The organism is Sphingomonas sp. BT-65, from assembly GCF_026107375.2.
Taxonomy (GTDB): domain Bacteria; phylum Pseudomonadota; class Alphaproteobacteria; order Sphingomonadales; family Sphingomonadaceae; genus Sphingomonas.
Window position 1 is genome coordinate 415,880 of sequence record NZ_JAPCIA010000002.1, and the last position, 23,329, is coordinate 439,208.

Here is a 23,329-nt window from a genome sequence, read left to right on the forward strand (position 1 = left end):
GGCCAGACCTCGTGTTAAAATGCATGACGCCGCCCACAAAGGACGGCGCGAACGGCGGCCATCTGGCGAAAGAGGCGCCGAAAGTCAAGCAAATCGCGGCTTTGCTGGCGGGTATTATGATACCTTCAACTCTCGAGCCGGCTCACCGACGTGCGCTCGGCCGCCACTGACCCGTCCGCCGCGAGCGTGCGCACCTTCTCGTGGCTTTCCAGGACCAGGCCGGTCGCGGGGTCGATCACACGCTGCGTTTCGAGCGTGACGCGTGCACGCGCCGCGCCGTCCGACCCGGGAACTGCGATGTCGCCCTGCGCGGTGACGCTCAGCTCGACCCGGCCGCGCGCCATCCGGCTCACGCGGATCCCTTGCAGCTCGGCCATGCCATAGGGGGAAGCCGCGGGCACGCGGACCGGGCGAGGCGGACCTCCCCCGCCCGCCGCATCGGCTGCGATCAGCGGTTCGACCAGCGAGGCGAGGGTCTCGCGCTGCCGGTCCACGGGCATCGCCGCCAGCGCGCCGACGATCGCGCGGACGCGGCCGGCACGCTTGCGATCAAGCGCATCGCTTCCGTCCGGCGCTTGCGCGGCAAAGCCGTCGAGCATCGCCTGCCACACCGCCGCATGATCCTCGACCGCGGTAACCTGCCCCGTAGGGTCGAGCCGGAAAATGATCGTGCGCCCCGCGATATGCGCAAACCCTGCGCGCGCCATTGCGGCGGGATCGTCGCTTGGACCGGTCGGCTCCGAGCCTTCGATCGTGACCTCGGCGCGTAGCTGCGCATCGGCGCGCCGGAAGACGACGCGGCGCGCATTGACGAAGCGGCGGGTGACGCCGCCATCGGTGCGGATGGACTCGGTCACCACCCGCAGCGGCTTGTCGAGCGGCGGATCGAAGCGGACGGCAATCGCCTGACCGGCGACGGCGATCAGGATCGCGGAAGCGGCCGCGACGATCACCGCGTCGCTTCGTCGACCCAATCGGCGACGGCATCGCCGGCCGCGGCGGGCCAGATCTCGATCGCGGGCAGATCGTAGCTGTGCAGCGCCGCAATCCGGTCGGCGAGCTCGCGCGCCAGCTGCGGCGTGGTCTTGAACAAGGCGCGATATTCGGCCGCGGTCTCGACGAGACCTTGCCAGCGATAGATCGAACTGCACGGTCCGAGCAGGTTGACGCAGGCGGCGAGCTTCTCCTCGACCATCAGCCGGCCGGTTCGCTCGGCCTCCTCCGCTGTGGCGAAGGTCACGTGCAGCAGTGCGATGTCGCTCAACGCCGTCTCCCCACCGAATGCGCGCCCCATGCGGTCGCCGCGACGACCAGCGCGCCGACGATCTGGTGCAGCGCGGCGACATGGATATCGACGCCGGTCCACACGGTGGCGATGCCGAGCAGGATCTGCGTGCCGAACGCGGCATGGATCGCGACCGACGCCATTCGGTCGCCCGCCGCCCTCGCGCGCCGCGCCAGCACGATCAGCGCCGCGACCGTCACCCATGCCCACCAGCGATGGACCCAGTGGATCATCGCGGGATCGTTGAGCAGCGCATCGAAGAAGGGACGCACCGCCAGCACCTCAGACGGAAAGAACTTGCCGTTCATCAGCGGCCATTCATTGGTCACCAGACCGGCATTGAGCCCGGCGGTGAACGCCCCGAACATAAGCTGGACGAACAGGATGAGGCCGGTCCACGCCGCGACCGTGGTCAGCCGCGCGGGCCGGTAGCCTGGATCGCGTTCCAGTCCGCGCAGGTCGAGCGCGGTCCACACCAGCAGCGCAAGGATCAGCAGCGCGAGCAGCAGGTGCGCGGCGAGGCGGAAATGGCTGACATCGGTGCGCTCGGCGAGGCCCGAGGTCACCATCCACCAGCCGATCACGCCCTGCAGCCCGCCGAGGATCAGCAGCCCGACCAGCCGCCAGCCATAGCCGCGCGGGATCGCCCGCCGGATCGCGAACCAGGCGAGCGGCAGCGCGAAGGCGACTCCGATCAGCCGGCCGAGCAGCCGGTGCAGATACTCCCAGAAATAGATGCCCTTGAACGCCGCCAGGCTCATCCCCGCATTGATCTGCTGGTATTCGGGGATCTGCTTGTACTTCTCGAACTCGGCGAGCCACGCCGCTTCGCTCAGCGGCGGCAGGATGCCGGTGACCAGCTTCCATTCGGTGATCGACAGCCCCGACTCAGTCAGGCGGGTGATGCCGCCGACGGCAATCATCAGGACGATCAGCGCGGCGACGGCGTAGAGCCAGTTGGCGATCGCGCGCGGGCGGATGGTGTAGGTAAACTGCGACACCTGCGCCGTTTATGCGCTGCTCACCATAAATGCCAGCGGGCGGAACGGGGAATCAGAGCCCCGATCCGAGCATCACATTGGCGCGCCGGCCGTTCCACACACACAGGAACTTCATCGTGCCGCTCCCGCCCGCCGCGCTGACATTGACCTCGCCCTCGACATGATAGCCGTCCGAATCGGGATATTGGTCGATGATCCGCCCGATGCGGGGGTTGCGCCCAACCGACCGGGCGCGCTCGACCGCCGCATCAGCGCAGCGCTCGATCCCGTCGGTCGAGAGGTCCGCCGAGCTGGACTGGCGGTCGGGATTGTCGACCAGGCAACCGCTGCCATGGCATCCGTCATAGCCGCTGTCACGCGGGCGATCAGGGTTGTCGACCAGGCAGCCATTGCCGTGGCACCCGTCATAGGGTTGAGGGTGACGGTTGCTCGTGCTGTGGTTGCCGCTTTCGATCGCGCCGACCAGCAATGCACCGAGCACGGCACCGGCGATCGCGCCGCCATCGCGCCCATGCGGGTCATAATGCCGCGCACCCTGATCGTGGGTGTTCGCCTGGCCGTGATGATAGCCGCCGGGATCGGCGAACACGCCCGCACACCCTTCGCTCACCCAGAGATAGCCCGTGCGGCGGTTGAATCCCCAGGTGCGGTTGACGATGCAGGGCGCGCTCGAAATCTGGTAGACGAGCTGGGGCGCGTCGAGCGGCGCGCGGCATTCGGCATATTCGCGATTGTGCGACACGCACTCGACCGTCGTCTGCGCCGAAGCGGGTGTCGCAAAGAAGAGCGTCGCGACCAACGCGACGAGCAGAGCGGCGGCATATTTCATGGAAATACCCCCTTATCTGTTGTCCGGACATCATAGCCCTCGGCCGCGATGGAGTCGAGGCGCGCGTCCCGATGCCGGGTCGCACGATGTTATGTTGTAACTTAGCTGGCACGCTTCTATATGCCGGCCATGGCCACCGTGCTTGCCCCGCGATTCTGGGAACAGGTCGATTCGCGGTTCGATCGTCTTGCGATCGGACTGTCGAGCCTGTGCCTGGCGCATTGCGTCGCGAGCACGGTGCTGCTCGCGCTCGCGTCCGCGGCGGGTGCGTTCCTACATCCGGCGATTCACGAGATCGGGCTGGTGCTCGCGATCCTGTTCGGGCTGGTCGCGCTGGGCCGTGGCATCTGGAAGCATGGCTATATGCTCCCCTCCGCGGTCGGCGCCTTCGGCCTCGGCATGATGGCGGGCGCGCTGACGCTCCCGCATGGCGGGCAGGAGATTCTCTGGACCGTGCTCGGCGTCGCGGTGCTCGCGCTCGGCCACGACCTCAACCGGCGGGCGACTTATTAGTTAGAGCGCGGCACCGGCCCGCTCCCCACCCGGCCACCCATATGATACTGGCGTTGGGTGGCCGGGTGGGGGAGCGGGCCGGTGCCGCCACTAAACCAGCAAGCCTTGCTGCGAGGCGCTCGCAGGCTTACATTCACATCATGCACGCGCAGGATCATCACGGCCACAGGCATCACGAGCACGAGGGCGCCGACCTCGCCCGCGCGGCGCAGGCTGCGCTGGAAAAGGCCGGCGAGCAGTGGACCAGCATGCGCGCGTCGATCTTCGACGCGCTGGCCGGGTTCGACAAGCCGGCCTCGGCCTATGACATCGCCGAGGCGGTGTCGAAGGCGGAGGGCCGTCGTGTTGCCGCCAACAGCGTCTATCGCATCCTCGACCTGTTCGTCAGCGCCAACCTTGCCCGCCGGGTCGAGAGCGCCAACGCCTATGTCGCCAATGCGCATCCCGATTGCCTGCACGACTGCATCTTCCTCGTCTGCGATTCGTGCGGCCAGACCACACATATCGACGACGATACGATCACCAAGTCGGTCCGCTCGGCCGCGCGGGGCGCGGGCTTCTCGCCCGTCCGCCCGGTGATCGAAGTGCGCGGCAAGTGCGCCGACTGCGACTGAACGCGCGCTAGCGCATCTCCACCATCGCCCGGATCGAACGGTCGAGCTCCGCAATGGCGTCATCGCGCGTCACCGCTCCGCTCGCAGCGGCATGCGACAGCGACTGTGCCGCGCCCAGCATGCTCCATAGCCCGGCGGGCGAAATGTCGCCCGATGGCGCGAAGGGCGCTAGCAGGACGCGGCATTTCTCCATGAACTCGGCATGGAACTCGCGCTTGATGCGCTCCATTTCGGGCGAGCCCTCGAGCGCCGCGACCACCCCGGGAAGCTCGCGGCCCTGCGTGAACACGCAATCGACATAGGATGAGGCGATCGCGTGCGCGCGATCGGCCAGCGTCGGCTTGCTGCGTTCGAGCGCCGCATCCATCAATTCGGTCTGGCGCGCGTCGAACCGGCGGAACAGGGTCGCGAGCAGCCCCGCGCGGGTGCCGAAATGGCTGTACACCACGGGCTTGGTGACCCCGGCGCGCGCCGCGAGATGGCCGAGCGTGAGCGCGTCCGTCCCTTCCTCGCGCACGATCCTCCACGCCAGGTCGAGCAACTGCGTCAGCCGGTCGCCCCGCGCCATGCGCACACGCTTGTCGCTCGTTTCAGAGCTGCTTGACATTTCTATATACCATTAGTAACTTACTATTAGTATATAGACTCGATGGCCGAGATGCCAGCCCATTCGGAGGTGTTTGATGCGTAACCTTGTCGTGATTTCCCACCCCGATCCGGATTCGCTGACGCATGCCATCGCAGACGCATTTGCGGGCGGGCTTCGCGAATCCGATCCGGCGGTGCGCGTCGAGATCGCCGACCTTGCGGCCGAAGGCTTCGATCCGCGCCAGACCGCCCGTGACCTTGCCGCGCACTTGCTGACGGCGACTCCGGCGGCGGACATCCTCGCCGAGCAGGCGCGGATCGACCGCGCCGACCGGCTGGTGCTCGTCTATCCCGTATATTGGTGGTCCTTCCCCGCGCTGCTCAAGGGCTGGATCGACCGCGTGTTCACCAATGGCTGGGCCTATGGGTACACGGAGGATGACGGGCGCAAGAAGCTCGGCCGGCTCGAGGTCGTGCTGGTCGCGGTCGCCGGTACCGATGCCGGCACCTATGCGCGCCACGGCTATTTCGGTGCGATGCGCACGCAGATCGACCATGGCATCTTCGACTATTGCGGCGCGCGCGTGGTGCGGCACGAACTGCTGCTCGAATCGCATGGCGCCGACCAACAGCCCAATCTCGATGCCGCACGGCGACTCGGGCGGAACTTGGCGATGCGCCAAGCCGCCTGAGGCGGCCGCACGCGTTTTTCAGCGACTGCTCATCTTTCGCTCATGACGATGCATCCCTCGCCGCTGCAGGGGCGTTGGACACCATCATGACGCTGGAGTAGATGCGGTAAATGGCCGAACTTCCCACGACGCCGTTGCTCGACACCGTCGACACGCCGACCGATCTCCGCACGCTCAAGCCCGCCCAACTCCGCCAGCTCGCCGACGAGCTGCGCGCCGAGACGATCTCGGCCGTCGGCACCACCGGCGGGCATCTCGGCTCAGGACTCGGCGTGGTCGAGCTCACCGTCGCGATCCATTATGTGTTCAACACGCCCGAGGACCGGCTGGTCTGGGACGTCGGGCACCAATGCTATCCGCACAAGATCCTGACCGGGCGGCGCGACCGCATCCGCACGCTGCGCCAGGGCGGCGGCCTCAGCGGCTTCACCAAGCGCAGCGAAAGCGAATACGATCCGTTCGGCGCGGCGCATAGCTCGACGTCGATCTCCGCCGCGCTCGGCTTCGCGGTCGCCAACAAGCTCGCCGGCACGCCCGGCCGCGGCATCGCGGTGATCGGCGACGGCGCGATGAGCGCGGGCATGGCCTATGAGGCGATGAACAATGCCGAACAGGCCGGCAATCGCCTGATCGTCATCCTCAACGACAACGACATGTCAATCGCCCCGCCCGTCGGCGGCCTCTCGGCCTATCTCGCGCGCGTCGTCTCCTCGTCCGAATATCTGGGGCTGCGCAGCCTTGCGAGCCGGATGGTCAAGAAGCTGTCGCGGCGCGTCCACCAGTCGCTCGGCAAGACCGAGGAATATGCCCGTGGTCTCGTCACAGGCGGCACTTTGTTCGAGGAACTGGGCTTCTATTATGTCGGCCCGGTCGACGGCCATAATCTCGATCACCTGATCCCGGTGCTCGAGAATGTCCGCGATGCCCGCGAAGGGCCCGTGCTGGTCCATGTCGTGACCAAGAAGGGCAAGGGCTATGCCCCCGCCGAAGCCTCGGCCGACAAATATCACGGCGTGCAGAAGTTCGACGTGATCACCGGCGCGCAGGCCAAGGCGCCGCCGGGGCCGCCCGCCTATCAGAATGTGTTCGGCGAGACGCTCGCCAAGCTCGCCGAGACCGACGAGCGGATCGTCGCGATCACCGCGGCGATGCCCTCGGGCACCGGGGTCGACAAGTTCGCCAAGGCGCACCCGGCGCGCGCTTTCGACGTCGGCATCGCCGAGCAACATGCGGTCACCTTCGCCGCCGGCCTCGCCGCGCAGGGCATGCGGCCGTTCTGCGCGATCTATTCGACCTTCCTCCAGCGCGCCTATGACCAGGTGGTCCACGACGTCGCGATCCAGAACCTGCCGGTGCGCTTCGCGATCGACCGCGCCGGCCTGGTCGGCGCCGACGGCGCGACGCATGCGGGCAGCTTCGACGTCACCTATCTCGCCACCTTGCCCAATTTCGTGGTGATGGCGCCCGCCGACGAGGCCGAGCTGGTGCACATGACTCGCACCGCCGCCGAATATGACGCAGGCCCGATCGCACTTCGCTATCCGCGCGGAAGCGGCATCGGCATTCCGCTGCCCGAAGCGCCGGAGCTGCTCGAGATCGGCAAGGGCCGCATCGTGCGCGAGGGCAAGAAGGTCGCGATCCTCTCGCTCGGCACGCGTCTCGCCGAGGCGCTCAAGGCCGCGGACACGCTCGAGGCCAAGGGGCTCTCGACCACCGTCGCCGACCTGCGCTTCGCCAAGCCGCTCGACGAGGCGCTGATCCGCCGCCTGCTCACGACGCACGAAGTGGCGGTGACGATCGAGGAGAATTCGGTCGGCGGCTTCGGCGCGCACGTCCTGACCATGGCGAGCGACGAAGGGCTGATCGACAATGGCCTGAAGCTCCGCACCATGCGGCTTCCGGATGTCTTCCAGGACCAAGACAAGCCCGAGCTGCAATATGACGAAGCCGGGCTCAACGCCCCGCATATCGTCGAGACGGTGCTGAAGGCGCTGCGCTGGAACGAGAGCGAGGTCGAGACCGGCGCGCGGGCCTGAACGCGCGCGCCGCGCTTCGGCTCAAAAGCAAGAAGAAGGGGCCGCGCGGGCCCCTTCCAATTTCCGGTTCCGGACGAAGCGGGTCAGCGGTCTTGCCGGCCCTGGTCCTCGTCACGATCCATCTTGTCACGCCGCTGGCGATCCTGCTCGCCGCCATCCTGCTGGCGCTGGGGTTGCTGGTTCTGCTGCTTGTCCATCTTCTGGTCGCGCTGCTGTTGCTGCTGGCCGCCCGGCTTGCGGTTCTGGTCCTGATCGCGCTGGTTCATTGCATCCTCCAGATGCCCCGCTCCGTCATTGAACGTGCGCGCACGCCGAACGATCCTCTCTTCATCGCATTCCAATTGGCGTAGATGACTCGCACTTCGTCAACGGGCTTCTTTCCAAGGCTACATGACCTGCAAAAGCGGGCGGTCATATGCGCCGAGCATACCCAACCATGATCATAGTTGGTAACTACACCATTATCTGTATTTGATTTGATCCAGTATATATATGATCGCCACCAACAGCCCCACATTTGAAAATGTATAGCCAATGAAAGGTAATTTCCGAGGGAAGCGTCCCTGACAGAACTTGCACCTTCGTGACCGGCGTTTCCCGCTTTTGACGACCAAGTCGTAGCGTGAAGGAGAGGTACCATGTCGCGTGCTCGTTCAGTTTCAGACCTCCGTGTCTTTCTCGATAGCTCGGCCCTCGTCGCCCCGCCCGCGTGGCGGCGCACGCGACACCGGGTCCCGCTCCTCGCGATCCTGCTCAGCTCCCTCGCAACGCCGGCGTTCGCGCAGGTGGCGGTCAATCCCGAAGTCCCGCCGCCGACGCCAGCCTGCCCGGCCAACCCGCCGGCCGTAGTCAATAATGGCGGCGCGACCAATGGCGGGGTTGCGGTAAGCGGAAATCCCGATTGCCCGGCGGGAACCACGCCCGCGGCCGAAGTGACCGACAATGGCGGCATCGCGATCGGCAACAGTCGCGCGACACCAACGCGGACCGCGGGCACCGGCAACTCGATCGCGATCGGCAATGGCGCGCAGGCCGGCAGTGCCGGCGCGGGCAATGCCACGGCGATCGGCGCCGGAGCCATTGCAAGCGGCAACAATGCCTCGGCATTCGGTACGGGCGCGCGTGCGGAGGGCGCAGGCAGCGTCGCGCAGGGCAATGGCGCGCTCGCCACCAGTGCCAACGGGATCGCGATCGGCAACGGCGCGCAGGCCGGCGACACGGTCGACCTGACTCGCGTCAACACCGTCGCGATCGGCAATGGCGCGCGGGCGACCGCGCAGAACTCGACCGCGATCGGCGATGGCGCATCGGCGATCCAGGTCCAGTCGACCGCGGTCGGATCGGGCGCGGTGGCGGGAACCAACGGCACCGCCGTCGGCCGCTCGGCCAATGCCGGCAACTCGTCGGTGGCCTATGGCGTCAATGCGGCGGCGGGGTTGCGCGCCACCGCGCTCGGCCAGGGCGCGGTCTCCTCGGCTGCCGACAGCATGGCGGTCGGCAGCTTCGCCTCGGCGACGGCGGCCGAGAGCGTAGCGCTCGGCCGCCAGTCGAGCGTCACCGTCGCGAACAGCGTCGCGCTCGGCCGCTCCTCCGTCGCGAGCAGGGGGGCGCTGGCCGGCTATACCGCGACCGGGCTGACCGCGCCGCAGACCTCGATCGGCGAAGTGTCGATCGGCACTGCCGCAGGGCAGCGCCAGCTGACCGGCGTCGCGGCGGGGTCGGACGCGACCGATGCGGTCAACGTGTCCCAGCTCCAGGGCATCGACGCGCAGGCCGATGCGCTCGGCGCGGGGGTGGCGGCCAGCCTGGGCGGCGGCGCAACCTATGACCCCGCGACGGGTACCCTCACCCAGCCGAGCTATGCGGTCCAGGGCGGCGCATTCACCAATGTCGGCGCGGCGCTGAGCGCGCTCGATACGCAGGTCACCGCCAATACCGGCGCAATCACGACGATCGACGGCCGCGTGACGACCGCCGAGACGAACATCGCCGGCAACACCGCGGCAATCAACGCGCTGGCCGGCAGCATCGGCAACGGCACAGTCGGCCTCGTCCAGCAAGCCAACGCCACCGCGCCGGTGACGGTCGCGGCGGCGAGCGGCGGCACGCGCGTCGATTTCACCGGAACCGCCGGCGCGCGGCAGCTCGCCGGCGTGGCCAACGGCCAGATCGCGGCGGGCTCGACCGAGGCGGTCAATGGCGGGCAGATCCATGCCAGCAACGGCAGCATCGCCGCCGCGCTGGGCGGCGGGGCGGGCGTCAACCCCGACGGGACGCTCGCCGCGCCGAGCTACCTGATCCAGGGCGCCGCGCGCACCAATGTCGGCGACGCGCTGACGGCGCTCGACACCCAGACTACCGACAACACCGATGACATCACCGATCTCGATCAGCGGGTGACCGCCAACACCACCGGCATCGCGAACAACAGCAGCGCGATCGCCGCGCTGTCGAACGGCACGCTCGGCCTGGTGCAGCAGGCGGGTCCGGGCGCGGTGATCACCGTGGCGATGAACAGCGGTGGCACCGTGGTCAACTTCACCGGCACCGCGGGCGACCGGCAGCTGGCCGGCGTCGCCCCCGGCACGGTGAACGCGACGTCCAACCACGCGGTGAACGGAAGCCAGCTCCACGGCGCCGGCCAGAGCGTGGCCAATGCGCTTGGCGGCGGCGCGAGCGTCGATGCCAACGGGGCCGTGACCGCGCCGTCCTATAGCGTTCAGGGCGCGAACCAGACCAGCGTCGGCGGCGCGATCACCGCGCTCGACGGCGCGATCACCGCCACCAATGGCGCGGTGAGCGCGTTGCAGGGCCAGACCAACGCCAATAGCGGCGCGATCACCAACCTGCAGACCCAGGTCACGTCCAACACCTCGAACATCACCACCCTGCAGGGCCAGGTCGCCACCAACACCAATGCGATCGCCGCGAATACCGGCGCGATCACCCAACTGCAGGGCCAGACCGCGGCGAATACCGGCGCGATCAACAATCTGCAGACTCAGGTGACGACCAACACCGCCGACATCACCACGCTTCAGGGTCAGGTCGGGGCAAGCAACACGGCGATCACCAATCTGCAAGGCGCGGTGAACGCCAACACCACCGCGATCGGCGACCTCACCGATGCGGTGAGCGCCGGCACGATCGGGCTGGTGCAACAGGCAGCGCCCGGCGCCGGGCTCACTGTGGGTGCGCAGACCGACGGCGGCACGGTGAATTTCGCCGGCACCGGCGGCAACCGGCAGCTGACCGGCGTCGCGGCGGGGGCGCTGGACGCCGTCTCGACCGACGCGGTGAACGGGTCACAGCTCGCCGCGACCAATGTGCGCGTCCAGGCGATCATCGACGGGATCATCGGCCAGCAGTTCGGCGGCTTCACCTCGGACAACGCCCTGGGCGCCAACCTGCCCGTCGCGAGCGGCTCGAATGCCTCGGCGGGAGGCGGAGGGGCCGTCGCCTCCGGCGCCTGGGCCACCGCGGTCGGGAACGCGTCACAGGCCTCCGCGCAGAATGCGACCGCGCTCGGCAGCACCGCACAGGCCACCGCGCAGAATGCGACGGCGGTCGGCAGCGGCGCGCAGGCAACCGGCACCAATTCGGTGGCGATCGGCGCCAATGCCAGCGATGACGGCATGTCCGACGTCGTGTCGGTCGGCTCGTCGACCGCCACCCGGCGCGTCGTCTATGTCTCGGCGGGCGTCGCCCCCACCGACGCGGCCAATGTCGGCCAGCTCCAGTCCGGCATGGCGCAGACGCTGGCCTCCGCCAACGAATATACCGATGGCCGCGTCGCCGCGCTCGGCTTCGACCTCAGCGAGGTGCGCGAGGATTCGCGGCGCGGGATCGCCGCGGTCGCCGCGCTAGGCTATGCGCCGATGCCGTCGGAGCCGGGCCGGACGAGCTATTCGGTCAATGGCGCGTTCTTCCGCGGCTATCAGGCGATCGGCGGGTCGGTCGCGCATCGCCTCAACACCGAAGTCCCGCTCGCGGCCACCGCCGGCTTCGCCTATGGCGGCAACGGCAACAACATCGTGCGGGTCGGCGTCGCCGGGGAGTTTTGAGGGACCAGCGCGTAAAAAAGCCGGCCGCCCCCTGGGGCAGCCGGCTTTTTGAAATGGTGGGCGCGGCAAGGATTGAACTTGCGACCCCTGCGATGTCAACACAGTGCTCTACCACTGAGCTACGCGCCCGATTGCCTTGCGGCGAATCTCGGGAAGCGGCGCTTTAGCGGGGGGCGTCCCCCCTTGCAAGCGCCGGAGCGTTCGGTTTGAGATTCAGCTACGCTGAATGCGGCACCGGCCCACTCCCCCACCCGGCCACCCACGCCAGTGTATTTTATGGGTGGCCGGGTGGGGGAGTGGGCCGGTGCCGCCTCCGCGCACGCGGAGTACACTAGTTGCTGCTCGGGACCTGCTCCATCTCGAACAACCGGTCCACCTCGAGCACCAGGTCGCGCAAGTGGAACGGCTTGGACAGCACGCGCGCCGACGGAATCTGCTTGCCCGCCTTGAGCGTGACCGCGGCGAAACCGGTGATGAACATGACGCGCATGTCGGGGGCGATCTCGCCCGCCTTCTGCGCGAGCTCGATCCCGTCCATCTCGGGCATGACGATGTCGCTCAGCAGCAAATCGAAGCGTTCGGTCTCGAGCAGCGGCAACGCCGCGGTGCCGCGGTCGACCGCGGTCACGGCATAGCCCGAACGCTCGAGCGCGCGCGCGAGATACTCGCGCATCACCCGATCGTCCTCAGCCAGAAGAATCCTGATCATCCAAACCCCATTGCCGCGCCCGGCGCGGCGCACCCGCCGCGCGAATCCGGGCCGCCCGCGAGGCCATAGACTATGCGCGAAGGGTTTAAGATTTTCCAGCCGTCCCGCCCGTTGCCCTGCCCGCCCCGCGCGCATAGGCTTGCACGCGTGAGCGTGCCCCCCTCCTTCGACCGCCATGGCCCGGAAACGCCGGTGTCGCCGGTGGTGCTCTCGGTCCCCCATGCCGGGCGCGATTATCCGCTGCCGCTGCGCGCCGCGTTGCGCGTGCCGCTCGCCAGCCTGCTCCCGCTCGAGGACCGGCACGCCGACACGCTGACGATCGCCGCGCGCGGGGCGGAAACGCTGTTCGTCGCCAACCGGGCGCGCGCCTGGATCGACCTCAACCGCGCCGAGCACGAGCGCGATCCGCGCATCGACGAAGGCGCGGCGCCGATGCCGGAGGGCGCGATGTCGCTCAAGCTCAAGAGCGGGCTCGGCCTCGTGCCCCGCCGCGCGAGCGCGGTCGATCTATGGCGCCGCCGCTTCGCGGACGAGGAGGTGCGTGAGCGGATCGAGCGCGATCATCGGCCCTATCACGCCGCGCTCGCCGCGGCGCTGGCGGCGGCGCGCGACCGCTTCGGGGTCGCGGTGCTGCTCGACATCCACTCGATGCCGCCGCTCGCGGCGGGCGCCGCGCGAATCGTGATCGGCGATCGCTTCGGCCGATCGGCGGCAGCGCGCTTCGTCGGCCGGATCGAGGGCGCGATCCACGCCGCGGGCGTGCGCAGCGCGGTCAACACGCCCTATGCCGGCGGCCATGTCCTAGATCGCCACGCCGACGCCGCAGCCGGCATCCACGCGATCCAGGTCGAGGTCGACCGCACCCTCTATCTCGACCGGCGCCGCGAAACGCCCGGCGCCGGTTTCGATGCCACCGCAACGCTGCTGCGCCGGATCATCGAGACGGTGGCGGACGAGGCGCTCCCTCTCGCGGCGGCAGCGCAATAAAAAAACCGCCCGGTGTTGCCACCGGGCGGCCAAGGTTCAGGGAGGAGACACGCCCGAGGGCGTGCCGCACGGCTCCGCGAAAGGGGGGACACGGAACCGTACTCAACGAGATATAGGGGGGCTTGACCGTGGCTTCAAGGCCACAATCGGAAATGCGACGAATTGAGGAGGAATGGCCTGCAAACCGCTCGTTTCAGGCGGAATCCTGCCGGAAGCGTGCCTGCCGGATATCGGATGTCGCGGGGCCCGCGACAAGGGTATGAGGGGCGCGCACGACGCTCCCGGCCGTTACGGTCACGGCCGGGAGCGTGCATGTCCTCAGGCCGCCGGCACCGGCTGCGGCGCCACGCCGCCCTGCTGCAGCTGGCGCGCGAAGATCTCGCGCATCAGGCCGAGCGAGAAGAGATGGGCGTAGATCAGCGGCAGCATGCCGTTCTGCGCCATCTTGCGCAGCTGGTCGCCGCGCAGGTCGTTGAGCTTGTTCTCGTCGACCATGCGGAAGCCGCGATAGATATAGGGCTGCGCTGCGCCCTCGGGCTGGATCGCGACCTCGCCGTCCATCAGCAGCTCGAGGTCGTTGAGCTCCTTGATGAAGGCATTGGTCTTCTGGCCGGCGATCTCGAACTCTTCGTTGAACTTGAGGATCTGCTGGACCAGCTCGGTCGGCTTGCCGTCCTCGAACAGCGCATCGCCCTCGTCGAATGCACCGATCGTGTCGGAGGTCGGGTCGAAGCAGAGCGAGAGCTCCTCGGCATCCGGACGCAGCCGGGCGAGCATATAGGGGTAACGGCGGACATAGGCAGGAACGTAGATGTTCTCGCCCTCACGGATCTTGCCATTCTCGTCGAAGAAGACGTTGGCGCCCTCATTGAGGCCCATCAGCCCGAGCGGCACCGCCTCGTCACCGATCGAGAAGACGATCGGCATGTGGCGCTGGACGAGCGGGAACTCCTCCACCGTCAGCGGGATCGCATGCTGCTTGGCGAGGAACGGCGCCGCGTCCGCGCGGCGGATGCGGAAATTGCCGTGAATCTCGCTCGAGAGCGGCTGGAGGTCGTTGTAGAAAAGCGGAAGACCCTGTGCTTGCGGCGCGCTGGCCATGAAACTCTCCTGGATTCGGGACTGGCGCGGTCTATTGGCCGCGACGCTCCGGCGCAAGGGAAACGAGCTTCCCTGGGTTGAACAGGTTCAGCGGATCGATTGCGTGCTTGATCGCGGCGAGCGCACGCATCCGCGCGGGCGAGGAAAGCCGGGCGAGTTCGTCGCGCTTCATCTGACCGATGCCGTGCTCGGCCGAAATCGACCCGCCCGCCGCGACGACCAGATCGTGGACGAACGGGCTCACGACTTCCGCGTTACGTGCCGCCCAGTCCGCCGGACTTCCGGCGGGCGCGCGGACATGGAAATGGACATTGCCATCGCCGAGATGCCCGAACGCCCCCGCGCTCGTCCCCGGAAACCGCGCCTCGACCGCGCGCGCACCCTCGATCATGAAATCGGGCATTGCCGCCACCGGCACCGAGATGTCGTGCTGAAGCGCCGGGCCGCTGGCGCGTTCGGCCTCCGAGATCGAATCGCGCAGCTTCCAGAACGCCTCGGCCTGCCCCTCGCTCGCGGCGATCGCCGCATCCGCCGCCAGACCGGATTCGAGCGCCTGGCCGAGCAGCCGTTCGAGCAGCGCCGCGGGCGCCTCCTGCGCCGGGCTTGTCGTCACCGCCTCGATCAGCACATGCCAGGGATGCTCGCCCGCGAGCGGCGCGCGCGTACCGGGAACGTGCCTCAGCACCGCGCCCAGCGACTGCGCCGGGACGATCTCGAAGCTCTCGATCGCGTCGGTCGCCGCCGCGGCCATCCGCAGCAGATCGAGCGCAGCGTGGGGCGAGGCGAGCCCGACCCACGCCACCGCGCGGGCATGGACGGCCGGCACCAGCTTCAGGCTCGCCGCGGTGACCACGCCGAGTGTTCCTTCCGCGCCGATCAGCAGCTGGTTGAGGTCGTAGCCGCGATTGTCCTTCTTGAGCGCCGCGAGGCCGTCGTGGACGCTGCCATCGGGCAACACCGCCTCGAGCCCCAGCACCAGCCCGCGCATCGTGCCGAAGCGCAGCACCTGCGTGCCGCCGGCGTTGGTCGAGACCAGCCCGCCCACCGTCGCGCTGCCCTTCGCGCCGAGCGTCAGCGGGAAACGCCGCCCTTGTGCCAGCGCCGCATCATGCAGGTGGGCGAGGATCACCCCCGCTTCCGCCTCGATCAGGTTCGCCGCCGCGTCGATCCGGCGCACGCGGTCCATGCGCCGCAGCGACAGGATCAGCGCCGATCCGTCGGCCGGTGGCGTCGCGCCGCCGACCATCGAGGTGTTGCCGCCCTGCGGCACCAGTGCCACGCCCAGCTGCGCCGCGAGGCGCACCGTCTCCGCCACCGCCTCGACCGAATCGGGCTGCAAGATCGCGGCCGCGGCACCGCGATAGCGGCCGCGCCAATCGTCGAGCCACGGCGCGATCGCCTGGCGGTCGGTGATCACCGCCTTGGGGCCGAAGCGCGCCGCGACGGCCTCGACCAGTTGCGCTTGTGCCGGCGTCATTTCCGCGCCGCTACCATCCGCCGCACCAGGGAGCAATTCATCCACTGTTCAAGCCCACTCGCTATGGGGCAGGATGAGATGGTGAATTTGTTGCTTGCTGCCAGTGCTGCGCTGTTGCTGCCGCTCGCCCCGCCAGGCGAGACGCGCAAGGCCGCGTCCAAGGCGAACACCGGCGTGACACGGGTGGCGCAGGTGCGCATCCAGCAGCATTTCGTGATTCGCGTGCCGCGCGCCGATGCGGTGCGCCGCGTCTCCGCCCCCGCCGCGCCGCTTCCGCCGATCGCCTGGGTCGAGAAGGACGCCGACAAATGCGTCAAGATGCAGAGCCTGGCCGGCGCCACGATCACGCGTCCCGACAGCGTCGACCTGTTCCTCGCCGGCGGCAAGCGGCTGCGCGCCAAGCTCGGCAACGAATGCCCCGCGCTCGATTTCTATTCGGGCTTCTACGTCAAGCCGACCAAGGACGGCATGATCTGCGCCAAGCGCGACATGTTCCGCTCGCGCTCGGGCGGCGAATGCCGGATCAAGGCATTTCGTACCCTGATCCCCGCACGCTGACTTGAACTTATCTTGACTTTGCGCGCCATTTCCCCAATGCGCGCGGCTTAATTAATGCGGGCCTGCGCCCCTTCTTTCCGGACATCTGGATGAGCTTCGCCGATCTCGGCCTCTCTGACGAATTGCTGAAGGCCGTCACAGAGGCCGGCTATACCGATCCCACTCCGATCCAGCGCCAGGCGATCCCCTCGGTGCTGATGATGCGCGACCTGATCGGCATCGCCCAGACCGGCACCGGCAAGACCGCGAGCTTCGTGCTGCCGATGATCGACATCCTGGCGCAGGGCCGCAGCCGCGCGCGCATGCCGCGCAGCCTGATCCTCGAGCCGACGCGCGAGCTAGCCGCGCAGGTCGCAGAGAATTTCGAGAAATACGGGACACATCACAAGCTCAGCATGGCCCTCCTCATCGGCGGCGTGCAGATGGGCGACCAGGTCAAGGCGCTGGAAAAGGGCGTCGACGTGCTCATCGCCACGCCGGGCCGTCTGATGGACCTGTTCGAGCGCGGCAAGATCCTGCTCACCGGCTGCAACCTGCTGGTGATCGACGAGGCGGACCGGATGCTCGACATGGGGTTCATCCCCGATATCGAGAATATCTGCACCAAGCTTCCCGCGAACCGCCAGACCCTGCTGTTCTCAGCGACGATGCCGCCGCCGATCAAGAAGCTGGCCGACAAGTTCCTGTCGAACCCCAAGACGATCGAGGTCGCCCGTCCCGCCTCGACCAACACCAACATTACTCAGCGGCTGGTGCCGGTGGCGAACAGCGCGTTCGCCAAGCGCGAGGCGCTGCGCAAGCTGCTCGAGCGCGAGGACGTCCGCACCGCGATCATCTTCTGCAACCGCAAGACCACGGTGCGCGAGCTCAACAAGAGCCTCAAGCAGCACGGCTATCGCTCGGCCGAGATCCATGGCGACATGGACCAGTCGTCGCGCATCGCCGAGCTCGACCGGTTCAAGGCAGGCGACGTCAACATCCTGGTGGCGTCCGACGTCGCCGCGCGCGGGCTCGACATCAAGGGTGTGAGCCACGTCTTCAACTTCGACGCGCCGTGGCATCCGGACGATTATGTCCACCGCATCGGCCGCACCGGCCGCGCGGGCGCCACCGGCACCGCCTATACGCTGGTGACCTCCTCGGACGCCGAAGCAATCGACAATATCGAGAAGCTGCAGGGCACCAAGATCGAGCGCATCGGCGAGCTGCCGGCCGGCGACGCGCCGGTGGAAGCGAAGCAGGGCCGCGGCCGGAAGCAGGCCAAGGGCAAGCCCGAGGCCAAACCGCGCGACGAGAAGCCGCGCGAGAAAAAGGCCGAGGCGCCGCGCGAGACGCGCGAGGACGAACCCCGGGAAGCGCGCCGCGAGGAACGCCGCCCCGAGCCGCGCGAACCGCGCCGCCCCGAGCCGCACCGGGACGATCGCCCGCGCCGCGAGCGCGACCGCAATCGCCGCCGCGACGAGCAGGACGACGGTCCCGACGAGGGCTGGAACGGCCCCATCCCCGACTTCCTCAACTTCACCATCCCCGCGTGAACGCAAGCGAAGACGAGGACGATTTCCTCGACTTCACGCCCCTGCCAGCGGTCGAAAGCCCCTGCGTCAGCATCTGCCGCATGGTCGATGGCTATTGCGAGGGATGCGGCCGTACGCTCGGCGAGATCGCCGAATGGTCGAGCGCGAGCGACGAGCGGCGGCGCGCGATCCTCGCACGGATCGCAGCGGACGCGCGCTAGCTACGCGATCGCCCGCCCCGCCACCGCGTCGAGCTTTGCCAGCAACTCGGGATCGCGGGCATGCGGCGCAGTGATCAGTGCGGTGTCGAGGCAAGTGTCGATCGGGGATGGCTCGCGCACCTCCGGCAGGTCGCGCAGGAGGTTGACCACCATCGCGCGCGCCTTTTCCGCATTGGCAGAGAGCTGGGCAATCACCTGCGCCACGTCCACCGCCGCCTCTTCCTCGCGCCAGCAGTCATAATCGGTGACCATGCCGACCAGCGCATAAGGCAGCTCGGCCTCGCGCGCGAGCTTGGCCTCGGGCATCGCGGTCATGCCGATCACATGGCAGCCCCAACTGCGGTAGAGATGGCTTTCCGCGCGAGTCGAGAATTGCGGACCTTCCATCGCGAGATAGGTGCCGCCTTCGTGCACTTCCGCGCCCGCTGCGCGCGCCGCGTCGACAGCCAGGTGCGACAGGCGCGGGCACACCGGATCGGCCATCGAGACATGCGCGACCATGCCGGTGCCGTAGAAGCTCGACGGCCGCCCCTTGGTGCGGTCGATGAACTGATCGACCACGCTGAACGTGCCCGGCGCGCGCATCTCCTGCAGGCTGCCGACCGACGAGACCGCGAGCACGTCGGTGACGCCGAGCCGCTTCAAGCAATCGATATTGGCGCGGCTGTTGAGCTCCGAGGGCGAAATGCGATGTCCGCGCCCGTGCCGCGGCAGGAACGAGACGCGCGCGGCGCCCATCCGGCCGGTGAAGATCGCGTCCGACGGCGCACCCCAGGGCGAGGCAACGCTCACCCATTCGCCACCCTCGATCCCCTCGACGTCGTAAAGCCCGGATCCGCCGATGATCCCGATATGCCAGCCGCTCACTCGACCCCTTTCGCAGTCACTTTGGGCCGCGCGTAGGCGAAGTAGATGACAATGCCGAGTGCGTTCCACGCAAGGAACCACAGCTGGGTCTTGGCCGGCAGGCTGAAGAACAGATAGATGCAGCCGAGCACCGCGCCCGCCCCCACCAGCCACCAGAGCGGCGTGCGGAACATCCGCGGCGCATCGGGCGCACGGCGGCGCAGCACCATCATGCATACCGCCACCGAGGTGAACGCAGCGAGCGTTCCGGCATTGGCGAGCGCCGCGATCTCGTCGATCGGCAGCAGCCCCGCGATCACCGCGACGATCGCCGCGGTGAACAGGGTGATGCGCACCGGCGAGCCGCGGCGCGAGACCTTGGCGAGGCCCACGGGAAGCATCCCGTCGCGCGCCATGGTGAAGAAGATGCGGCTCTGCCCGAACAGGAAGCCGAGCAGCACCGTCGGCAGCGCGATCACCGCCGACACGGCGAGGAAGGTCGCGAAGCCCGGCCGCCCCAGCTCGCGCAGGATCAGCGCGAGCGGCTCGGGGCTGTTGGCGAAGCTCGTGAACGGCGCCGCGCCGACCGCCGCGACCGCGACAAGCATGTAGATCGCGACGCACGCGATCATCGATCCGACGATGCCGATGGCAAGGTCGCGGCCGGGGTTCTTGGTCTCCTCCGCTGCAGTCGAGATCGCGTCGAAGCCGTAAAAGGCGAAGAAGATGATCGCCGCCGCGGCCATCACCCCGCGCTCGACACCGTCGGGCGAGATCGTCTTGGCGAAACCGAACGGTGCGAACGGCTCGAGATTGGCGCCGTTGAAGTAAGGCAGCGCCACCGCGACGAACACCGCGAGCGCGATGATCTTGACCACCACCAAAGCCGCGTTGAGCGTCGCGCTTTCCTTGGTGCCGAAGCACAGCAGCCCGGCGACCACGGCGATGATGAAGATCGCGGGCAGGTTGACGATGCCGTCGGCATGCGGCCCGGCCATCAGCTCCATCGGCATGCCCGCCCAGGCATTGAGCAACGGCGCGGCATAGCCCGACCAGCCCACCGCCACGGTGCTCACCACCAGCGAATATTCGAGGATCAGCGACCAGCCGACCACCCAGGCGATCAGCTCGCCGAGCACGGCATAGCTATAGGTGTAGGCGCTGCCCGAGGCGGGCATCATCGTCGCCATCTCGGCATAAGCGAGCGCGGCGCAGGCGCAGATCGCGCCGGCGATGACGAAGGACAGGATCACCGCCGGTCCGGCCTTGCCCGCGCCGACGCCGATCAGCGTGAGGATGCCAGTACCGACGATCGCGCCGACGCCGAGCGCGACGAGATGCGGCCAGCTGAGCGTGGCGGCGAGGCGGTGCTCGGGCGCATGCTCGGCCGCTCCCTTCACCGTCTTGGTACGAAACAGTCCGCCGGCCATGCGCTCCCCCTTTGTTGCAGGTGAGACGGTGCGCCGCGGCCCGCGCGGCGTCAACGGTTCATGCGACGGAAAGCCACGGGAGCGCAGGTTCGTTACGCCCACATCACGGAGCAGCAAGATGGACCGCCGCCTGTTCCTCTCCTTCGTCGGCCTCGGCGCCGCAACGCCCGCGCTCAGCCAGTCCCGCGTCGACGAATCCCGCAACCCGCAGATCGACTATCCCGGCTTCCAGCAACTGACCGGCGACGTCCGCGCGCTGCGCGCCGAACGCCTGTTGCCCTTCGACCGGTTCAAGGCGGAAGCCGCCTCGCCCGGCACGCTGCTGCTCGACGCACGCTCGGAGACCGCCTTCCGCGAGGGGCATATCAAGGGCGCGGTCAACCTGGCGCTGCCCGATTTCAACGCGGAGTCGCTCGCCGAGACGGTGGGGCCGAACGTGCACCGCCGCATCCTGATCTACTGCAACAACAATTTCTCGAACCGCACGCGCCCGGTGCCGATGAAGGCGCGGCCGCTGGCGCTCAACATCCAGACCTTCATCAACCTGGTCGGCTATGGCTATCGCAATGTCTGGGAACTCGCCGACGTGATCGACTTCAACGATCCCAAGGTCGAGTGGATCACGGCGTAGGAACGGCGTCCACCTCCGCCCCCCACCGTCACCCTGAACTTGTTTCAGGGTCCATTTCTCCACGGGCGACTGAGCCGCCTGTCGCACGATGGATGCTGAAACAAGTTCAGCATGACGGAAAAGGGAGGATCAAGCGTAACGCAGCGGCACCGCCATTCCAGGGCACCGCTACCCTCACCGCGCCGCGAAGCGGATCGCCTGCCCGCCGCCCGGCGCGAGCGTCAGCATGAGCTTGTCGCCGCGCCTCACCTTCCTGCTCTCGATCACGTATTTGTGCCGCGTCTCGGTGTCGTAGCGCGTGTCCGGCGCGTCGCGATAGATCTGCGCGGTATAGGTCTTGCCCGGATCGAGGAAGTCGAGCGTGACCTCGAGATTGCGGCCGCTCTCGTCGGTGACCGCGCCCAGATACCAGTCGGCGCCGTTGCGGTCCTTGCGCACGATCGTCACATAATCGCCGACCTCGCCGTTGAGTACGCGCGTGTCCGACCAGTCGACGGGCACATCCTTGATGAACTGGAACGCGTCCATCAGCTTGGCGTAGACCTCGGGCTCGTCGGCCGCCATCTGCACCGGCGAGTAGATCACGACATATTGCGCGAGCTGCTTGGCGATGGTCGAGGGAATGTCGCTGTCCTTCTCGCCCTTGAGGCTGAGGATGCCGGGCGTAAAGTCCATCGGCCCCGACAGCATCCGGGTGAACACAAGATTGGCCTCATGCTCGGGCGGGTTCTTGCCCACCCAGGCCATATATTCCTGCCCCCGCGCCCCTTCGCGCGCGAGCCAGTTGGGATAGGTGCGGCGTAGCCCCGTGTCCTTGATCGGCTCGTGCGGATCGACGCTCACCTTATGCTTCGCCGCGGCCAGCACGACGCGCAGATGGTGGTTCGACATCCACTGGCCGTCATGCCATTCGCGATGCTCGGAACCGTCGGGATCGACCCGGCCGATCTGCCCGGCATCGGCGACATAGCCGGTCTTCACCACCTTCTGCCCATGCGCGGCCGACCAGGCAAAGGCCTTGTCGAGCTGCTTGTCGTAATGGCTGGCCGAACCGCCGGTCTCGTGGTGACCGACCAGCGCGGTGCCCTTGGACTTGGCATAGGCGGCAAGCGCCTCGGCATCGAAATCCTCGGTCGGGCCTGAGAAATCCATGTCGGTGCCGTTGCCGAACCAGTCGCCGTCCCAGCCGATATTCCAGCCCTCCACCAGCACCCCCGGGATGCCGTTCGCCCCGGCGAAGTCGATATAGCGCTTCACATTCGCCGTCGTCGCGCCGTGCTGGGGGCCGCGCGCCCAGGTCCACTTGCCCTTGATCATGTTCCACCACACGCCGACGAACTTGCCGGGCTTCACCCAGCTGACGTCGCCGAGCTTGTTGGGCTCGTTGAGATTGAGCGTCATGCGGCTGCCGGTGTAGAGGCCGGCGGCATTGTCGGCGATCACCATCGTCCGCCACGGCGTGGTGAACGGCCCCTGCTTGACCACCTTGGCCGGGCCTGCGCCTGGCGAAAGCTGCGCCTTGAGCCGGGTGCCGGTCACGCGCCGCAGCCACATGCTCGAATAATCGACCAAGGCCGCCTCGTGAAACGCGATGTGCGTGCCGTCCTCCAGCTTCACCGTGATCGGCGTATGCGCCTGCCCGACCTCGGAAATCTTGGTGCGGTTGTAGAGATATTCGTAGCGGTTCCACTCGCCCGCCGGGATCCACCAAGCGGTGCCGTTGCCGGCGATGCCGAACTCGGTCAGTTCGTCGGCGATGTTGGCATGCTTGAGATTGGGCTGGTCAGGGAATTCATAGCGGAAGCCGACGCCGTCGTCGAAGATGCGGAACACCACGTCCATCACCCGGGCGAGCGCAGTCGATTCCTTGAGGCGCACGCGGAACTCGGTGTGGCGGTCGCGGATCGTCTTCCACTCGCCCCAGGGCTGTTCCCATGTGGAATCGGCGGAGGTCGTCGCCTGGCTCTCGATCGCGAAGCGGCGCTCGAGCTTGGGCGCGTCGGTAAGCAGGAAGCCGAGCCGCGAGGGTTCGATCAGCGCCTTGCCGTTGCGCGTGACGGCATAATGCGGCCGCCCGTCGCCATCGACGGTGACTGTGACGCGGAGCTTGCCGTCGGGCGACGCCGCGCTCGCGCCGCCAGCCTGCAGAGCGGTATTCTGCACCACGCCCTGCGCCAGCGCCGGCAACGCCGCCACCGAAGTCAACGCTGTCAGCGCCATCAGCATCCGCATC

General features: G+C 67.9%; 22 protein-coding genes and 1 tRNA gene. 11 read left to right on the top strand and 12 right to left on the bottom strand.

Annotation, left to right across the window (positions count from 1 at the left end; translation table 11 throughout):
• Positions 1-125 precede the first annotated feature (125 nt).
• Genes OK349_RS16620 through OK349_RS16635 form a run of 4 tightly spaced genes read right to left on the bottom strand, consistent with a single transcriptional unit; the run spans position 126 to position 3,115 of the window.
• Positions 126-974, bottom strand: coding sequence for a hypothetical protein (locus tag OK349_RS16620; protein WP_265119025.1), 849 nt, complete (start codon positions 972-974; stop codon positions 126-128).
• Positions 950-1,264 (bottom strand): divalent-cation tolerance protein CutA, encoded by a 315-nt coding sequence (gene cutA, locus OK349_RS16625; protein WP_265119026.1) that lies wholly within the window; start codon positions 1,262-1,264, stop codon positions 950-952. The genes OK349_RS16620 and cutA overlap by 25 nt, the downstream gene beginning before the upstream one ends.
• Positions 1,261-2,286 carry a COX15/CtaA family protein gene (locus tag OK349_RS16630; protein WP_265119027.1) on the bottom strand — a complete coding sequence of 342 codons (1,026 nt, stop codon included), beginning with the start codon at positions 2,284-2,286 and terminating at the stop codon, positions 1,261-1,263. Before OK349_RS16630 ends, cutA begins: the two co-directional genes overlap by 4 nt.
• A 52-nt stretch (positions 2,287-2,338) precedes the next feature.
• On the bottom strand, positions 2,339-3,115 hold the full coding sequence (locus OK349_RS16635) for a DUF3011 domain-containing protein (RefSeq protein ID WP_265119028.1): 777 nt from the start codon (positions 3,113-3,115) through the stop codon (positions 2,339-2,341).
• Between the two features lie 129 nt (positions 3,116-3,244).
• Here OK349_RS16635 and OK349_RS16640 point away from each other — a divergent pair, with 129 nt between their 5' ends.
• Together OK349_RS16640 and OK349_RS16645 are read left to right on the top strand one after the other, a co-directional pair.
• On the top strand, positions 3,245-3,628 hold the full coding sequence (locus OK349_RS16640) for a MerC domain-containing protein (protein ID WP_265119029.1): 384 nt from the start codon (positions 3,245-3,247) through the stop codon (positions 3,626-3,628).
• 140 nt (positions 3,629-3,768) lie between these two features.
• Positions 3,769-4,242 carry a Fur family transcriptional regulator gene (locus OK349_RS16645; RefSeq protein WP_265119030.1) on the top strand — a complete coding sequence of 158 codons (474 nt, stop codon included), beginning with the start codon at positions 3,769-3,771 and terminating at the stop codon, positions 4,240-4,242.
• Positions 4,243-4,249: 7 nt separating this feature from the next.
• Here OK349_RS16645 and OK349_RS16650 read toward each other — a convergent pair whose 3' ends face one another.
• Positions 4,250-4,849, bottom strand: a complete 600-nt coding sequence (locus tag OK349_RS16650) for a TetR/AcrR family transcriptional regulator (protein WP_265119031.1) — start codon at positions 4,847-4,849, stop codon at positions 4,250-4,252.
• 76 nt (positions 4,850-4,925) lie between these two features.
• On the opposite strand from OK349_RS16650, the gene OK349_RS16655 reads away from it, so the two are divergent.
• The 4 genes from OK349_RS16655 to OK349_RS16670 all read left to right on the top strand — a co-directional run bounded on the left by OK349_RS16655 (position 4,926) and on the right by OK349_RS16670 (position 11,622).
• On the top strand, positions 4,926-5,522 hold the full coding sequence (locus OK349_RS16655; protein ID WP_265119032.1) for an NAD(P)H-dependent oxidoreductase: 597 nt from the start codon (positions 4,926-4,928) through the stop codon (positions 5,520-5,522).
• Positions 5,523-5,632: 110 nt separating this feature from the next.
• The gene (gene dxs / locus OK349_RS16660; RefSeq protein WP_265119033.1) at positions 5,633-7,558 is read left to right on the top strand and encodes a 1-deoxy-D-xylulose-5-phosphate synthase; all 1,926 of its coding nucleotides are present in this window, start codon (positions 5,633-5,635) and stop codon (positions 7,556-7,558) included.
• Positions 7,559-7,650: 92 nt separating this feature from the next.
• Positions 7,651-7,908 (top strand): hypothetical protein, encoded by a 258-nt coding sequence (locus OK349_RS16665; RefSeq protein ID WP_265119034.1) that lies wholly within the window; start codon positions 7,651-7,653, stop codon positions 7,906-7,908.
• Between the two features lie 288 nt (positions 7,909-8,196).
• Positions 8,197-11,622: a YadA family autotransporter adhesin gene (locus tag OK349_RS16670; RefSeq protein WP_265119035.1), complete on the top strand. Its 3,426-nt coding sequence runs from the start codon at positions 8,197-8,199 to the stop codon at positions 11,620-11,622.
• Positions 11,623-11,676: 54 nt separating this feature from the next.
• On the opposite strand, the gene OK349_RS16675 is transcribed toward OK349_RS16670, so the two are convergent.
• Both OK349_RS16675 and cpdR read right to left on the bottom strand, forming a co-directional pair.
• Positions 11,677-11,751: transfer RNA gene (locus OK349_RS16675), tRNA-Val, on the bottom strand.
• Positions 11,752-11,953: 202 nt separating this feature from the next.
• On the bottom strand, positions 11,954-12,331 hold the full coding sequence (gene cpdR / locus OK349_RS16680; protein ID WP_265119036.1) for a cell cycle two-component system response regulator CpdR: 378 nt from the start codon (positions 12,329-12,331) through the stop codon (positions 11,954-11,956).
• 147 nt (positions 12,332-12,478) lie between these two features.
• Between cpdR and OK349_RS16685 the strand changes: the two genes are divergently transcribed.
• Positions 12,479-13,318, top strand: a complete 840-nt coding sequence (locus OK349_RS16685) for an N-formylglutamate amidohydrolase (RefSeq protein WP_265119037.1) — start codon at positions 12,479-12,481, stop codon at positions 13,316-13,318.
• Positions 13,319-13,636: 318 nt separating this feature from the next.
• Here OK349_RS16685 and OK349_RS16690 read toward each other — a convergent pair whose 3' ends face one another.
• Both OK349_RS16690 and OK349_RS16695 read right to left on the bottom strand, forming a co-directional pair.
• Complete coding sequence (locus tag OK349_RS16690) at positions 13,637-14,419, bottom strand: SapC family protein (RefSeq protein WP_265119038.1); 783 nt, start codon at positions 14,417-14,419, stop codon at positions 13,637-13,639.
• Between the two features lie 31 nt (positions 14,420-14,450).
• Positions 14,451-15,896 carry an FAD-binding oxidoreductase gene (locus OK349_RS16695; protein WP_265119039.1) on the bottom strand — a complete coding sequence of 482 codons (1,446 nt, stop codon included), beginning with the start codon at positions 15,894-15,896 and terminating at the stop codon, positions 14,451-14,453.
• A 78-nt stretch (positions 15,897-15,974) separates the two neighbouring features.
• On the opposite strand from OK349_RS16695, the gene OK349_RS16700 reads away from it, so the two are divergent.
• The 3 genes from OK349_RS16700 (at position 15,975) to OK349_RS16710 (ending at position 18,189) form a co-directional block, all read left to right on the top strand.
• Positions 15,975-16,454 carry a hypothetical protein gene (locus tag OK349_RS16700; protein ID WP_265119040.1) on the top strand — a complete coding sequence of 160 codons (480 nt, stop codon included), beginning with the start codon at positions 15,975-15,977 and terminating at the stop codon, positions 16,452-16,454.
• 89 nt (positions 16,455-16,543) lie between these two features.
• On the top strand, positions 16,544-17,989 hold the full coding sequence (locus OK349_RS16705; RefSeq protein ID WP_265119041.1) for a DEAD/DEAH box helicase: 1,446 nt from the start codon (positions 16,544-16,546) through the stop codon (positions 17,987-17,989).
• Positions 17,986-18,189, top strand: a complete 204-nt coding sequence (locus tag OK349_RS16710; protein ID WP_265119042.1) for a DUF1289 domain-containing protein — start codon at positions 17,986-17,988, stop codon at positions 18,187-18,189. The genes OK349_RS16705 and OK349_RS16710 overlap by 4 nt, the downstream gene beginning before the upstream one ends.
• Here OK349_RS16710 and OK349_RS16715 read toward each other — a convergent pair whose 3' ends face one another.
• Entirely contained in the window at positions 18,190-19,056 is an 867-nt protein-coding gene (locus OK349_RS16715; RefSeq protein WP_265119043.1) for an S-methyl-5'-thioadenosine phosphorylase, read from the bottom strand.
• Positions 19,053-20,465 (bottom strand): amino acid permease, encoded by a 1,413-nt coding sequence (locus tag OK349_RS16720; protein ID WP_265119044.1) that lies wholly within the window; start codon positions 20,463-20,465, stop codon positions 19,053-19,055. Before OK349_RS16720 ends, OK349_RS16715 begins: the two co-directional genes overlap by 4 nt.
• Before the next feature lie 118 nt (positions 20,466-20,583).
• On the opposite strand from OK349_RS16720, the gene OK349_RS16725 reads away from it, so the two are divergent.
• Positions 20,584-21,096 carry a rhodanese-like domain-containing protein gene (locus OK349_RS16725; RefSeq protein ID WP_265119045.1) on the top strand — a complete coding sequence of 171 codons (513 nt, stop codon included), beginning with the start codon at positions 20,584-20,586 and terminating at the stop codon, positions 21,094-21,096.
• Positions 21,097-21,270: 174 nt separating this feature from the next.
• Here OK349_RS16725 and OK349_RS16730 read toward each other — a convergent pair whose 3' ends face one another.
• Entirely contained in the window at positions 21,271-23,328 is a 2,058-nt protein-coding gene (locus tag OK349_RS16730) for a glycoside hydrolase family 97 protein (RefSeq protein ID WP_265119046.1), read from the bottom strand.
• Position 23,329 lies beyond the last annotated feature (1 nt).